Source organism: Aminobacter sp. 01T433, from assembly GCF_056398585.1.
The window spans coordinates 81,736-95,656 of sequence record NZ_JBFTPR010000015.1 but is presented as its reverse complement, the minus strand read 5'-3'; the positions used below and the strand labels follow the sequence as shown (position 1 = coordinate 95,656).

14 protein-coding genes are annotated in these 13,921 nt (G+C 55.2%); 8 read left to right on the top strand and 6 right to left on the bottom strand.

Annotated elements, in window-relative coordinates:
• The first annotated feature begins 6 nt into the window (after positions 1 to 6).
• Both AC1DLV_RS23065 and AC1DLV_RS23060 read left to right on the top strand, forming a co-directional pair.
• A complete protein-coding gene (locus AC1DLV_RS23065; protein ID WP_476802355.1) occupies positions 7 to 1,788 on the top strand; it encodes a type I secretion system permease/ATPase in 1,782 nt (593 codons plus the stop codon).
• Positions 1,781 to 3,136 (top strand): HlyD family type I secretion periplasmic adaptor subunit, encoded by a 1,356-nt coding sequence (locus AC1DLV_RS23060; protein WP_476802354.1) that lies wholly within the window; start codon positions 1,781 to 1,783, stop codon positions 3,134 to 3,136. Before AC1DLV_RS23065 ends, AC1DLV_RS23060 begins: the two co-directional genes overlap by 8 nt.
• A 58-nt stretch (positions 3,137 to 3,194) precedes the next feature.
• On the opposite strand, the gene AC1DLV_RS23055 is transcribed toward AC1DLV_RS23060, so the two are convergent.
• Genes AC1DLV_RS23055 through AC1DLV_RS23045 form a run of 3 tightly spaced genes read right to left on the bottom strand, consistent with a single transcriptional unit; the run spans position 3,195 to position 5,179 of the window.
• Positions 3,195 to 4,067: a hypothetical protein gene (locus tag AC1DLV_RS23055; RefSeq protein ID WP_476802353.1), complete on the bottom strand. Its 873-nt coding sequence runs from the start codon at positions 4,065 to 4,067 to the stop codon at positions 3,195 to 3,197.
• A complete protein-coding gene (locus AC1DLV_RS23050) occupies positions 4,064 to 4,870 on the bottom strand; it encodes a hypothetical protein (protein ID WP_476802352.1) in 807 nt (268 codons plus the stop codon). Before AC1DLV_RS23050 ends, AC1DLV_RS23055 begins: the two co-directional genes overlap by 4 nt.
• 33 nt (positions 4,871 to 4,903) lie before the next feature.
• Complete coding sequence (locus AC1DLV_RS23045) at positions 4,904 to 5,179, bottom strand: hypothetical protein (protein ID WP_476802351.1); 276 nt, start codon at positions 5,177 to 5,179, stop codon at positions 4,904 to 4,906.
• Between the two features lie 567 nt (positions 5,180 to 5,746).
• Here AC1DLV_RS23045 and AC1DLV_RS23040 point away from each other — a divergent pair.
• Positions 5,747 to 5,962 (top strand): hypothetical protein, encoded by a 216-nt coding sequence (locus AC1DLV_RS23040; RefSeq protein WP_476802350.1) that lies wholly within the window; start codon positions 5,747 to 5,749, stop codon positions 5,960 to 5,962.
• A gap of 30 nt (positions 5,963 to 5,992) precedes the next feature.
• Here the strand turns inward: AC1DLV_RS23040 and AC1DLV_RS23035 are convergent, their stop codons facing one another.
• Both AC1DLV_RS23035 and AC1DLV_RS23030 read right to left on the bottom strand, forming a co-directional pair.
• Positions 5,993 to 6,976, bottom strand: a complete 984-nt coding sequence (locus AC1DLV_RS23035) for a hypothetical protein (protein ID WP_476802349.1) — start codon at positions 6,974 to 6,976, stop codon at positions 5,993 to 5,995.
• Positions 6,977 to 7,100: 124 nt separating this feature from the next.
• Positions 7,101 to 8,015 carry a restriction endonuclease gene (locus tag AC1DLV_RS23030; protein ID WP_476802348.1) on the bottom strand — a complete coding sequence of 305 codons (915 nt, stop codon included), beginning with the start codon at positions 8,013 to 8,015 and terminating at the stop codon, positions 7,101 to 7,103.
• A 618-nt stretch (positions 8,016 to 8,633) separates the two neighbouring features.
• Here AC1DLV_RS23030 and AC1DLV_RS23025 point away from each other — a divergent pair.
• From AC1DLV_RS23025 to AC1DLV_RS23010, 4 genes are read left to right on the top strand one after another with little or no spacing between them, the layout of a single operon-like run.
• Positions 8,634 to 9,104 (top strand): hypothetical protein, encoded by a 471-nt coding sequence (locus AC1DLV_RS23025; RefSeq protein ID WP_476802347.1) that lies wholly within the window; start codon positions 8,634 to 8,636, stop codon positions 9,102 to 9,104.
• Positions 9,101 to 9,763: a hypothetical protein gene (locus AC1DLV_RS23020; protein WP_476802346.1), complete on the top strand. Its 663-nt coding sequence runs from the start codon at positions 9,101 to 9,103 to the stop codon at positions 9,761 to 9,763. Before AC1DLV_RS23025 ends, AC1DLV_RS23020 begins: the two co-directional genes overlap by 4 nt.
• Positions 9,760 to 11,007, top strand: a complete 1,248-nt coding sequence (locus tag AC1DLV_RS23015) for an MBL fold metallo-hydrolase (RefSeq protein WP_476802345.1) — start codon at positions 9,760 to 9,762, stop codon at positions 11,005 to 11,007. The genes AC1DLV_RS23020 and AC1DLV_RS23015 overlap by 4 nt, the downstream gene beginning before the upstream one ends.
• A gap of 4 nt (positions 11,008 to 11,011) precedes the next feature.
• The gene (locus AC1DLV_RS23010) at positions 11,012 to 11,992 is read left to right on the top strand and encodes a hypothetical protein (RefSeq protein ID WP_476802344.1); all 981 of its coding nucleotides are present in this window, start codon (positions 11,012 to 11,014) and stop codon (positions 11,990 to 11,992) included.
• 125 nt (positions 11,993 to 12,117) lie between these two features.
• On the opposite strand, the gene AC1DLV_RS23005 is transcribed toward AC1DLV_RS23010, so the two are convergent.
• The gene (locus AC1DLV_RS23005) at positions 12,118 to 12,687 is read right to left on the bottom strand and encodes a hypothetical protein (RefSeq protein ID WP_476802343.1); all 570 of its coding nucleotides are present in this window, start codon (positions 12,685 to 12,687) and stop codon (positions 12,118 to 12,120) included.
• A 381-nt stretch (positions 12,688 to 13,068) separates the two neighbouring features.
• On the opposite strand from AC1DLV_RS23005, the gene AC1DLV_RS23000 reads away from it, so the two are divergent.
• Positions 13,069 to 13,818, top strand: coding sequence for an SDR family NAD(P)-dependent oxidoreductase (locus AC1DLV_RS23000; RefSeq protein ID WP_476836254.1), 750 nt, complete (start codon positions 13,069 to 13,071; stop codon positions 13,816 to 13,818).
• Positions 13,819 to 13,921: the final 103 nt, after the last annotated feature.

The window sequence follows — 13,921 nt, the reverse complement described above, 5'->3', positions numbered from 1 at the left end:
AGACCGATGAACTCGGGCAAGGTCATCGCAATGTACCCAGGCAACGAACTGAAGACGGCGTTCATGCACTGCTCGGGCGCGCTGCTCGCCGTCGCCCTTTTCTCGGCAGTCGTCAATATTCTCGGTATGACGGGTTCACTCTACATGCTGCAGGTCTACGACCGCGTGATGCCCTCGCAGAGCGTGCCGACCTTGGTCGGCATTACGATCGTCATGGTCTGGCTGTATGCCGCATATGGCCTGCTCGACTTCGTCAGGCTTCGGCTGCTAGTGCGAATTGGGAATACGCTTGACCGCAGGCTTCACCGCAATGCGTTCGAGGCGTCACTCCTGTTACCCCTGAGAACCGGACACGAAGGCTCGCGCGTCCAGCCAATCCGCGATCTCGACCAAATACGGTCGTTCGTTTCCGGAACAGGGCCCACAGCGTTCTTCGACCTGCCGTGGATCCCATTTTACATCGCAGTCATCTACTTGATGCATCCCTCACTCGGCATCCTCGCGACGGCCGGGGCAATGGTGATCGTGTTGCTCACGCTCATTGCCGAAGGGCTGGGTAAGGGGCCTGGTCGCAGGGCGACAGAATCGGTGATCAGCCGCACTACCTTCGCCGACGCTGGACGTCGTAATGCCGAGGTCATCCGGGCAATGGGACTATCGCAGAGGTTTGCGGCGTTTTGGAGCGAACAAAGCACGCGCTTCCTTGCGGACCAGCGGCGACTGTCAGACATCGTCGGTTTTGCCGGGGCGCTCTCCCGGACGCTGCGCATGGTCCTCCAGTCGCTCATGCTCGGTCTAGGAGCCTATCTGGTGATCGAGGGCGAAGCATCAGGAGGCGTGATCATCGCCTCGTCGATCATGCTCGCGCGTTCTCTGGCACCGGTGGATATCGCCATTGCCAACTGGCGTGGTTTCATTTCTGCCCGTCAGAGCTACGGACAACTATCGAGGACGCTCAAGGCTTTCGTCAACCATGGGCAGCCGATGGCGCTGCCACGGCCGCACAATGTACTTTCAGTCGACGGCCTTACTGTCACCGCGCCTGGGCAGCAAAAGCCTATCATCCAGAACATAACCTTCGTTCTTCGCGCAGGAGCTGCCCTTGGCGTCATCGGACCGAGCGCGTCAGGGAAATCCACGCTTGTTCGCGCATTGGTCGGTGCTTGGCCTTCAATACGCGGAACCGTCCGCCTCGACCACGCTGCCCTTGACCAATGGGATCCAGAAGCACTCGGGCGCGACATCGGCTATCTTCCGCAGGATATAGAATTGTTCGACGGGACGGTTGCGGACAACATCAGCCGTTTCGATAGCAACGCTTCGCCGAACGACATATTGTCGGCGGCGCAGGCGTCCGGCGTAGACCAGATGATCCTGCGGCTGCCCGATGGGTTCCAGACCAGGGTGGGCGAGGGCGGCACCGCCCTTTCGGCGGGCCAACGGCAGCTGGTCGGGCTGGCGCGGGCGCTCTACGGCGAGCCATTTCTTGTCGTGCTCGACGAACCCAATTCCAACCTCGATTCCGACGGCGATGTCTCGCTTGCAACTGCAATCCATGGGGTGCGCCGGAGGGGCGGAGTCGTCATTGTTGTCGCCCACCGTCCGTCGGCGTTATCGAATGTCGACCAACTCCTGGTCATGGCGGGCGGCACCGTGCAGGCTTTTGGCCCGAAGGAAACAGTGCTTGCCGCCGTCACGACCATTGCGGCCGCACAGCCACTAGAGGACCCAGCAAGACGCCACGGCTCCACCGTCATCCCGCTGCATGCGGGTGAACGTCATGTCTAGGTTAGAATCCGAAGCGATCTCGCCGTTCAGGCTACCAGGTTCAAACTCGGTATACGCCCCCGAAAAATCCGAAGGCATCCGGGCGAATGTACTGGTCGGATTGGCAATCTCCGTTCTCCTTGTCGGCGGCGTCGGGGTGTGGGCGGGGACCACCTCTCTTGCCGGGGCTGTCATCGCATCGGGAACGGTGGTCGTCGAAAGCAACGCAAAGAAAGTGCAACACCAAACGGGCGGCATCATCGGAGCGATCAACGTCCGCGAAGGTGACCGCGTGGCGGCGGGCGAAGTCATCGTCCGGCTCGACGAAACCCTGACACGTGCCAACCTGCAAATAATCGCCCAGCAATACGACCGAACGATCGCCCGACAGGCGCGCCTTCAGGCTGAGCGCCTCGGTCTTCCGGCGATCGACCTTCCAGACAGTCTGCTACAGAGGGCAGGCGAACCCGACGTGGAGTTGTTGATTGCCGGGGAGAAGGCACTTTTTGAAAGCCGGACCAAGGCGGTTGCGGGCCTCAAGTCCCAGCTTGAGGTTCGTTCGGAACAGTTGGCAAAGCAGATCGAGGGCCTGGAGGCTCAGCGAAAATCAATGAATGAATCGGCGGCCATGGTCGAAAGGGACTACGATAGTCTCAAGACGCTCTACGACAAGAAGCTGGTGTCTCTCGAGAGGGTGAGCCAACTCCAACTGGAATTGTCGCGATTGCACGGGGAGTCTGGACGTCTTGCCGCAGCCATTGCCGAAACTGAAGGCAAAATCAGCGAAACCAAGCTTCAGGCCCTTCAGGTTGACGAGGAGATGCGCAAGGACGTCAACGAGGAACTGCGTGAACTGGACGGCAAAGAGGTCGAGCTCATCGAGCGGAAGGCGGTGGCGCAGGATCAGCTTTCCCGGACCGAAATCAGGGCCTCTCAGTCGGGCTTCGTTCAAGAACTTGCAGTCCATACTGTCGGTGGCGTGATCGGCGCTGGCGAGACCCTTATGCTGATCGTTCCGGAACAGGATCGACTTGTGGTCGACGCCCTGGTCGCGCCCGCCAGCATCGACGACATCGCACCTGGACAGCCAGTGTCGATACGGTTTTCAGCTTTCGAGGCGAACATCACACCAGAATGCAAGGGCACCGTACAGCGGGTTTCGGCCGATCAGATCAAGGACCCACAGCGGCAGATTTCCTATTTCGTAGCTAGGGCCACGCTCGATGACCAGAAGACGTGCCTGGGGACCATCAGAAGGCTGCAGCCTGGCATGCCCGCAGAGGTCCATATCCAGACGGGCGAACGCAGTGTCTGGTCCTATGTGATGAAGCCCCTTTCGGACCAGTTCTCAAGAGCGTTTAGAGAGTAGCCAATCGCTGCCTGGTGCCTTGTGCGGATGGGCTTACATCACAGTTGTGGCGTTTTTGCTAACTTTGCCTTGCACTTTCGACTCGCAGTGCATGCTCGATGGCCACCCCAACAAAATGCGGGACATCGACTTTCAGGCCATCACCCAATCTCTGAAGGGCAGGGACATCCAAGCAGGCCGTCTCACCAGCTAGCATTCCATGCAGGAGATCGAGATCGAAGGCCGTGTCGGCGGACAGTTTCTGGAGATCGAGCTCCTCGACTTCACCAATGATTTTCGCCAGGGCTTCTGGGAAAGAATAGTAGCCGAGCTGGAACTTCACGTGCTCAGCACGGCTTTTTTCCACGGCTTCATCCATTCGAGTCGATACGTACCCGCGGCGATCCTGGAGCCATTTGAGGGCTACCTCAGCAGCGACCTTGGCAGGCTTTCCGGTTGTCTGGATGTTCTCCTTACTCAGTGAATTCCGCACGGCAGGCTCGGTCATTCCCGCCAGCAAAGCCAACCCGCGGATGCCTATATCCCATTCCTCACGAAGGTGGCTGCGGGCTACCGCCATGTCCACAACATGGTGAACTTTGCTGTCGTTGTAGAGATACGGGGATTGCGCACCTTCGAACGAGCTCGGAGTCACGCCCGCACCGAATGCGGCGATCTCAAACTCATGGTCGGACCCGAACCGCCAGTACGCTCCCGTCTGGAACGCAAAATCATAGGCCATATCCAACACTCGGGTGATGTCGAACCGCTCGAGGTCGATCTTGGCCAGGTCATCCGGAATTGGGTTGTTGTGCCAGGTATCGACAGCCACGCCGAGAAATTCCTTAGCGACGTCCGGATTGCGAACGAGGGCAACTTGAGAGGCCTGAGTGAACAGGATTCCGCGGAGTTCCTGGAACATTTCTTCCTTGGTAAAGGGGGCCGTGCTCATGCGGCTTCTCCAGTGCTCGAGAGGGTGTTGATCTTGGCGATCAGAGCAGCCTTGGCGGCCGAGATCTGGCCACCGTTCGTTTGCTTGGACAATTGATCGGCCGATTTGGTGCCGAGAAAGGCGGCAACACGTTCGGCATTCGCACCACTTGGATGAGGCATGCCGTTGAGGATCTGTGCGGGCTTCAAAAGGCCGAGCTTGGCGAGATGCTGGAGCGCGATCGCTGGCTTTGGGCCGAGGGGGAGCCAGACCGCATCATTCAGGACACGGGCTTCCTCGGCGAGATAGGTTTCGATCAGCTCTCGCAGAACTGGCGTCCGCAGCATGTCAGGGGTGCCGTTGTAGTTGGCCCCATCGACAAAGACGGGGTATCGGAGAGCAGAGGTGAAATGCACCTGCTCGCCCTTGGCGGTGAAGAGCTCACCGGTCGACCTGATGCCGAAGTATCGGTTGAGGCCGATCTCGTCCATCATGCGAACGAGATTGTTTCTGGTCCCAGACCCGCTGAAACTGGCTGTCAATTTGGCTGCTCGAAGGGCATCCTCAGGCGATCGGCCACTCTTGAGATGGGTTCGAGAAGCGACCAGTGCGTTGACTGCCTGTACGCGACCAGGAGTGATGCCGACGATGACCAACTTGGCGTGCCGCGCAATGTGGTCGAACGGCGAATACATCACCTCGAGCGAGCCATCACGCTTGTAGCAGAGGGCGTCCTTAATCTGTGGGTCGGCGTATGGATCGGCCGTGTGGATGGCTTCGATGTGAGGAATACGGCTACTGAAATTGTCGATGAGAGTGACCAAGATATTTGGCTCCGATTGGCAATGAATTGGGTTTTAGATTGAAGACTTCCGGAGAGACCTGGCGGCTGTAACCACCCGTTCGTTGTCTCCCAGAATTAGGTAGCTGTTGTGATGACGGCGAAGCTTCTGGACGTCCTGTTTGGAGAGTTCGGCCGCTGCATCATCGAGGGCTTCACGCGTCAGGAAGACGCTCGTCGCACCCTTTGAATTCTTGGTTTCACCATAGCGATAGAGGTTGCCGAGCACATCGAGTGGGATGCCGCGCTGCTGAGCTCGGACGCTTGCGTGCTTGGTAAGTTGGATGTCCATTTCCCGTCGCCTCCTGTCGTATGAGAGGCGTGTATAATCGATCTCATGGATTGTGCAATAGGGAAAATGAGAGAGATGAATAACTTCTATCACAATTAAGAGATAGCGCGCCCTTTGATGGACTGGGGCATCGTGGAAATGAGACGAACCCGCGCTGTAGTCATCAATCAATTAGGGGAAGGACCGATCGCGAGCCAGGCCGGAAAGGGAGTTGGAAGGGTCGGCCAAGGCGCTGCCATCGTCGTAGTTCTCGGGACTAAAAGTGCCCGTGGAGACGCGGGATGATGTGGAACGTGTCTGAGGCGGGGTTTTGCATTATAAGGGGTTGCGCGGGCAGTTTAGAAGCACCACGGCATATGCGCGACTGTCTCAAGATCATCCTCCTTCAATTTCCTAATCCTTTCGATGGCCACCAATTCATCAACTTGGACAATTCGCATTTCGTTTAAAGCGAGTAGTGATCTGCTTACGGTTTCAAAACCCTATTTGGAATCCTAATAGACATTTGAAACCATAAGCCCCCGGCGGGTTCGGAACGTCAACACATGGAACGAAGGTCGTTCGCCCGTGAAAACATTCGCCGACGTCCTCGAAGCAGGTTTTCGCATGCTCGGCATCTGCGGCTGCGGCCGTGACGAAGATCTCGACCTAAGCAAATACGACCCCCAGCGGGTGTGGGCAGGCAAGATCTTCAGGTGTCGTTGTGGCAGGGTGGCAACCGTCAAAGTTATTGCCACCGCAGCGACGCTTGATGGCTACAAGCGGCAAACCGAGGGTTGGTAGGAAGCCGTGACTAGCGACGAGAAGGCAGTGTCACGACTGCGGAGCTTCTGAGATGTCGACGTCGCTCTGCGGTGTTGGGCCAACCAGCATTGCCCTCGCGGAGGCCAATTCTAAGCGAACATTCTCTGGAAGCGCATTGGCCTTGTAGTTGACTGCGCATTTGCAAAGGAAGTTGTGTCGAAGGCCGCGGCAAGTCCGGAGATGATTGGAGCTGATATTGGATCTCAAAAAGACATTGGCAGCTGAATGGTTAAAACTCAGCCGTAGTAAGCGCGAGTTCCTGTAGCTCAACATTCCATTGAAAATAATTAATAGTACTGCGCACAATAGAGCTATTGAAGCCATAGCGCGGCCAATTATCGGAATAAAGAGAAATGCGATAAATGGGGACAAGATCAGATAAAAAGAAGATTCAGCAGCGGACATTAAAGCGGCACGGGCGATACCGTGATGTCTCAATTGAAAGTAGACAAAATGGTCTGTTTCTTCGGGCGCGTCTAGAATGGGATGGGTTGCCGAACCCAATTTCGATTTTATTAAGTGCAATTCTTCTATCATCAGAACGTGAAGAGCATCCATCGCGGATTTTGCGGCCGCAACTGCAGATGCCCGATCAGCATCACGTTCCTCCGATGCATGCAGCTCAGAGGCACGTTTAGCGGCTTTGAGCGCACCCTTTTCTAGAATTCTGTCCTGCCGGGCTTTCTCGAGTTCGGCAGCTTGGGCGGCCTTTGCCCTATCCGTTTCATTTTGTTCTCGAATTTTCCGCCGAATTTCAGGAACAACTCGTGTGCTGATTTGATTAAGACCAAGCGCTTTCCTGTCCATGATTTTAAGCGCGTCGTCAGTCCAAGACTCGTGGATCTCTTCGGCTCTTAGCCTTGCCGTTACGGCCTGTCGGCGTTTCTTATCTTGCTGGCGCGATTTCCGCTCATTCTGGCCGTCGACACGGGCGTTGTGGATGGCGGTTTCGAGCCATTTGTCGCCTTTGTAGCTTCTCTTCCTCAGCGCCATCCGCCGCCGCCCCCCCCACTCTTCGTTGCCCCGCAGATACGATATCCAAATCCCGTTGTTCGTCCATCCTGCCGACAAGATATGCTGACCAGGGGATGTCAGTAGTCAGGCTGAACACCGTTGGTCACGAAACCTTCTCGCGTAGCCAAGACGAAAGACCAGCATCCAGCACCATTCGTCCCAGAGCTTGAGGGCCAATCATGGTGACGCCCCTTACGTCCTCTTGGACGGATATCTCCCCCGTATGCCAAACGAAAAACATTCGATCGTAAATTGCGGCCGCTTCGAGCCTTTGCATGTAATCGCGAAGGCTGGCGTCATCGGCCCGGGATTTCACCTGAACAAAGGCGCGTTCCGAAGTCGTTGGAAGGACGAGCTCGAGATCAATGGTCTTTTGAGTGCTGCCAATTGCACTGACCCGCCTCCATCCACTGGTCGAAAAGACCAGGTCGACGAGCAGTTCGAAGTCCTTCCACGTGAGCAACCGCATCATGTGGACGATGGCTTCAATCAGCGCCAGCTCGGCTTCCTCGGCCGCGGCGACCTCAGGCAAGAGCTCGTCGTTGAGCTTGCGCATAAGGTAGTCAAAAGCGCTGACTTGGCAGATAGTCCCTCGGAATCCTTCGACCACCAGCAGCCGACCCGACAGCCGATCCTTGGTCAGGGGTTTGCCGCCGACACTTCTGCTGCTCCATCCCCCAACTGTGCCCCGTTTGCGGGTCTGATCATTTGGCTGCTCCACTGGTCCTGAAGGCCTGCACCAGTGGAGCATTCCATCGGCGAATGTGATGAATATCGTATCCTCACCGGATTCGTAGAAAGCCCGGATCTGCTTCACATCGCGGGTCGCAGTGCCTCCGTTCGGGCGTTTGGAAAACCACAAATCCCAAACTGCTTTCCAATCTCCGGATAAACAGAGTTCATGGGGGGTTTCCAGGTATCCAAAGCGAATGCTCCCATCAGCAAAGCACTCCTTCTCCCAGTCGCCACCCACTCCAAGTTTGATGAAATATGCAGCTTTCGCCTGAATCTTCGCCATGATGCCCCACTCGTCCGCTTAGATAGATAAATGAGTTCAAGCAGATACGGCAAGTCATAAAGCGCATCCTAACCACTCATAGGAGAGGATAGGCAGATTACAGAGAAGGCACGTGTGCAGTACTGGGATCTCAATTCGGCCGATACTCACAAAAGCAGCCAATAATCTTAGGTTTGGCGCGAGTTCATGGAACCAGCTAACCACCAAAAAGAAGTGGCATTTTTGCAACAAGGCCACTTTTCTTGTTGCGAGGTGTAAATATCTCGGGGGCTAAAGCCATAGGTCAAAGCGGGCAATTTGCTCGGGCGGATAATGGAGTGAGCAGCTTGGCTATCGGTAACGCGGTGCAGCGAGGATCGTACGTTTACGTCAGAGACGAAAGGGGAAACAGCCTTTGCCAGATTCCTGCTGGGAACGGGCCTTCTGACGGCCTTCTTGGGTACACTGGCACGAGCGTCAGCATCCGGCGAGGGAACAACATCTACACGTACGATGAGCGCGGCAGAAATCGAGGTGAGCGTCCAGCATAGTTGGCCGCGATGTGGATCATCGGGGCATTTGGACGTGCGACAACGTCAATCCGGCGGGTGAGATAGTGATCTTTGGGGGGGTACTACAGTGAGCAAACAAATTTTGCCATCAGGGCTGACTGTGCTTTTGGTCGCCGGGCTGTCCATAGGCTATGGGCACGCAGAGGCCAATATTAGTGTAATGACGTTGCCATATTCGGGATGGGAGGTCGAATTTCCTTTCGATGATAACGGAACAGGGACGATCAAAATCCAACCCAACACCAAGCAAGGGCGGCAAATTGCGGCCTCCGTTGCTTTCTACAGCTTTGAATTTTGCAAAAACTGGTTCGGGAAGGTCCACCCTCTTGGGAGTCTATATATATCAAAGGCCCGGAGGACGAACCCTCAAGAGTTTGCCGTCTTGCAGCGTTCAATCCAAAAGGCCGTCCAGAAGGTAGGACTTCGAAAAAATCGCGAAACCTGCATCATGCTAACTGGGCCGTACCAGGCAGGCGGGGATGTCTCACTGCTCATGCCATGGGGAGACGAAGGCTTTTATCCGGAGCAAGATCAATGATCGGTGCTGCGAATAGTCAAGACAAGCCAATTTTAGTTGACGAATTGAGCACGCTTCTGGCTGGAGTCCATCGCTTCAACCCGAAAACTCTAGCTTTCGTAGGCGGGCGTGCCCGCGAATTTCCATCGATGGCACTATACGATCCAGTCGATTGTGAAGTGATGGATGCTATTCGCTCGAATGTTGATCGATTGCATAGCGATGAAGGAACCCGAACCGTGGTGCTTTCTGCAAAAAACCCTACGGCTGAGAGTGCCGAAATATACATCTATGATCAAAGTTATTTTGTGATTGGTGACCATGTAAATGAAGAAACAGGAGAAATGCGGTTTGAAGAACCGGTCTTTAATGGGTCAGTATTAAAGTTCGAGTTTTCAAATCATGGTCAATATATTGCGGAAATCTGTGTCGACTGCCGTGATGATCCTGATGCCGTCTTGAGGTTGTCGGAGCCGCGAAGGTTTAGAGGATTAAAGGGATGCATGCCGCACGCGGAATGGTACTCGCCGATCCGGGATCGACTTACTTTTCTTTTCACCGTCCAGAAGGAGCACTCGTACTATTTGGCACTGAGCTTTCAGTGCGAGGCCAGAAAGCCAGCTTTTAAGTGGGCGAAATTTACCAGGTTGGGAAATGACGAAGTGCGCGAGGGCCAATGAGAGTTTGCATTCACCGAGGCAGTAAGCAAATTGGTGGCAGCTGCGTCGAACTCGAACATGACGGCAGGCGCATTCTTGTCGACCTGGGACTACCGCTCGATCTCGAGGTGGAGAAAGCGACACTTCCCGCTATTGAAGGATTGCACGAACAAGAATCAGGTTTGCTGGGAGTGGTCTTGAGCCACGGGCATCGGGATCACTGGGGCCTGCTGCCGAAACTGGAAAGACCGATCGACGTCTATGTCGGCCGCAAAACGTTATCGGTCATGCGTGCCGCGCAGCCATTCGTGCCAGGTGGCTATGTGCCAGAAAATGCGATCCCTTACGAGGACCGAACCGCTTTCGAAGTCGGGCCTTTTAAGGTCACTCCCCACCTTATGGATCACTCGGGTTTCGATGCATATAGCTTACTGATCGAGGCAGGGGACAAAAGGCTTCTGTATTCGGGAGATATCAGAGGTCATGGTCGGAAAGCCGCTCTTTTTGAACGCTTTGTGGCGAACCCGCCTCACTCTGTCGATCTCATGCTCATGGAAGGATCCAGTCTTGGGAGGCTGGCTGAAGGCGAGCGCTTCGAAACCGAAGCTCAAATCGAAAAGCGATTGCTTGAAGCGTTGTCCAGGACGGAAGGGATGTTACTGGTCGCCTGCTCGGTCCAAAACATCGATCGCGTGGTCAGTGTTTATAGAGCAGCAAAACGCTCGGGCAGGCAGTTGATTGTCGACGCATATGGGGCGGAAGTCCTGAAGGCCACGGATACCGCATCCATTCCCAAACCCGCCGATGATTGGGATGATGTGAAAGTCTACATACCGAAGTACCAGCGGCGGCTTCTTGTGAAGAACGAAATCGCCCACCTGGTCGACGGCTACAAGGGGCGACGGATATTTCCCGAAAAGCTACCGACGGAAGTCGCGAGATCGGTGATGATTGTCAGGCCATGGATGCTGGCCGACTTGCAAGAGTTCGGGGCGTTGAACGGAGCCCGTGCGATCTGGTCCCAATGGGAGGGGTATCTTGCCGAGGAAACGGGTGTGAAGTTTAGGGAAAAATGCCGTGAACTTGGGATTCCGCTAGAAACGATACACACCTCAGGTCATGCCGATATTCATGACCTTCAACGCTATGCCAGGGCGGTAAATCCTGCCAGGCTCGTGCCGATTCACACCTTTTTTCCAGAGCAGTTTGATAACCTTTTTAAGAATGTTGTGCCGTCCGAAGACGGAAATTGGTTGGAGGTCTGAATAATTGTCCAGTGCAGCATCTGCCTTTTCGAGAAAACTGAGTCCAGAAAACCTTGGAATCCTGCAATTCTTGGCGGCAGCAGCCGAGCCAAACTGGCTTCAAGAAGCGCTAGCTGACCCAGAGGTATTCTTTGCGCTTCGGAATAACCGCGTGGATGCCTATTTCGGGGGCGCTCTGATTTACAGGGTAGATTTCAATGCAGGCGATGCAGTTCCCCAGACGCATGTTAAGTACCTAATTCGGGAGCCCAGAAAGGGTCAAGAATACGTTTCGATGCGAGGAAATGGCTTCGACTATGACCCACTTCAACGCATGCAAACCGAATATCGCTTGGGTTCGTCCTTAAAAGAAATCAAAAGTGCGTCGTCATATTATGCGCAGGTCGAACGAAACGGAGTCCATCGCGTAATTGTCGGCGACCCGTTTGTTGTCGACGTTGAACTCTCGATTGTCCAATCTAAGGGAATGGCCGAAGGTGATGTTTTGTCGCCGGAGCCAATCGAAGAAGAGATGTCAAAACAGCATGATCGCATTGACATTGTACGTCTTGAACCTTTTTCAGGGGGGCACAATCTCGTCTTCTGGGAGGCGAAGCACTACAGCAACGCGGAACTCTTTGGGGATGGAGTGCTAAAGCAGGTTGAGCGGTATCGAAGGCAGATCGAAAGGCACGAGCATGCCTTAGTAGATCAGTATCGAACTGTCTGTGGCTTTCAGGCTCAAATCCTCAGAATGCGTCAGACGGTTACCGGAAATGAGGTGGATAGTGACGTTATTGAGATGCTGGAAGGCATTGGCAATCTAAGGACGACCTTAGCCGTGGACTTGCAACCGCGGATTTTTGCTTTTGGTTTTGACAAGGAGCAGAAGGAATATCGGTGGAAATCTCGAATGAAGGTACTCCAGAACGAGTTGGGTGCGGACTATCGGGTTCGGGCAATTGGAGTGCCGAAAGGTGGGAGCCTGGGAGCTAAATACCGATAGGCAGCCATGTTGACCTGGCGACGAAGTTAGATCGCGCTGCAATCCTTCCCTCCCTACCGAGGGCGTCTGGGACGTTGACGTCATCATTGCGATCACAGTCGCTTTCTGTGATGAGGGAGGCATTCCTACTCGTCACCAAACGCAACATAGACGCCCTTCCAGTAATATTTCTGGCAAGCTTGGCCCGCTGATAGGCCACCATCAAATAAAAGGCTGGAGCCACCATCGGCAGGAGCGACGTAGGTAAAACTTCCCTGGAAGTCACCACTTAGAGCGTCGTCGAAGTTTTCTGACGGGCTGTAACGGACTTCGCGACGTTCCATCGTGGACGATACCTTACATAGGACTTTGCCTGCATCGAGACGGTCCGCCGCGACGTAAGTTACGGCGTACTGCTTGCCATCCGTCTGTTTTTCGATTGTTATCCAGCACTGAATCGATTCTTCGCAGTCGCCGCTCCACTCGCCGACATATGGATCGTTCGCGTGGGCAGCCGTCGAAATGACGATGCCAACTACCAAGCCCAGCCCTAATACTTTCTTCATCCCATCGACCCCCTTGAATGAATGGCGTTTATGAATATTATTGCCCGCTATGTCAACAATTGAGAGACATGAGGGAGATATGCCCGCGCGCCGGGCAATGCTCATGCCAAGCTGCATGGCTTCTTCAACCAGCCTGACCTTCTCGGCCACCGATCAGCGGCGGCGGCGGCGTTGCACTGAGGTAATAACTTCGACCCGGCTGAATGGGATATCAGAGGCTTTAGACATAGTCGTACTCATGGGCGCATGCCTATGCCTTATCGGCTATGCCGACTGTTCGGTTAAAACGGGGTGCGCTCACATGTTGACCGCGGAGTACCCATTCCGGAAAGCACGCTGCGGGACCTCCAAGAACTCGGGCGGTCTGTCGGCGCAGCATTTGACTTGCAGCCTTTGGCATAGCTAACTGGGTCGCAACATTCGGCCGCTGATTGCTAGGGCCACAAACGGGACGCAAAAACTGGGCAGTCCTCGACTTGGTGATCATTAAGTAAACAGCAGATGGAAATGCTGGGCTTTGGGAGCTATGGCATGCAAGTCTCCTTTAAAGGCAAAAAGGTCGCTGTAGCAGGCGGAAGTCGGGGTATCGGTCGCTCAATTGCGCTGGCGTTCGCCGCGGAAGGTGCCGATGTGGCGATCTGCGCTCGCAGTGCGCAAGGCCTAGAGGCGGCTGAAGTCGAGCTCAAGCGACATGGAGCTACGGTTTTCAGCATGCCGTGCGATCTAGCTGAAGCATCTGCGGCCGCGCGCTTTGTGGCAGAGGCCGCCCACGCGCTCAATGGCATCGACATCCTGATTAACAACGCGTCGGGTGTAGGCTTGAAGGACGACGAGAGCGGCTGGTTCGCCAGCGTAAACGTCGACTTGATGGCGACAGTGCGCGCTACCCAGGCTGTCATACCGCTGATGGAAAAAACGGGCGGTGCCATCATCAACATCTCGTCGATTTCCGGGCTTATGGCGGTGCCGCGCTCTCTTCCTTACGCTGCAGTCAAGGCGGCGCTCGTCAACTACACGATGGGGCAGGGAGTAGCGCTCGCATCAAAGCGCATTCGGGTGAACGCCATCGCGCCCGGCTCGATAGAATTTCCAGGCGGCGTGTGGGACAACCGCAAGACGTCCGATCCCGAACTATACCAGCGCACCCTCAACAGAATACCTTGGGGGCGGTTTGGATCGCCAGAGGAGATAGCAAAGGTTGCACTGTTCCTTGCGAGCGAAATGGGAAGTTGGGTGACCGGGCAAACAATTGTCGTCGATGGCGGTCAGTCTCTGGCCTAAACGTGCAGGGGTTCATGTTTTGGACACGCCTACGAATTCAGGGCCCAGATCAAACCTCCAAAACCGCGTTTGAGAGCGCAATCACCGAAGTGCAATTGGCAGC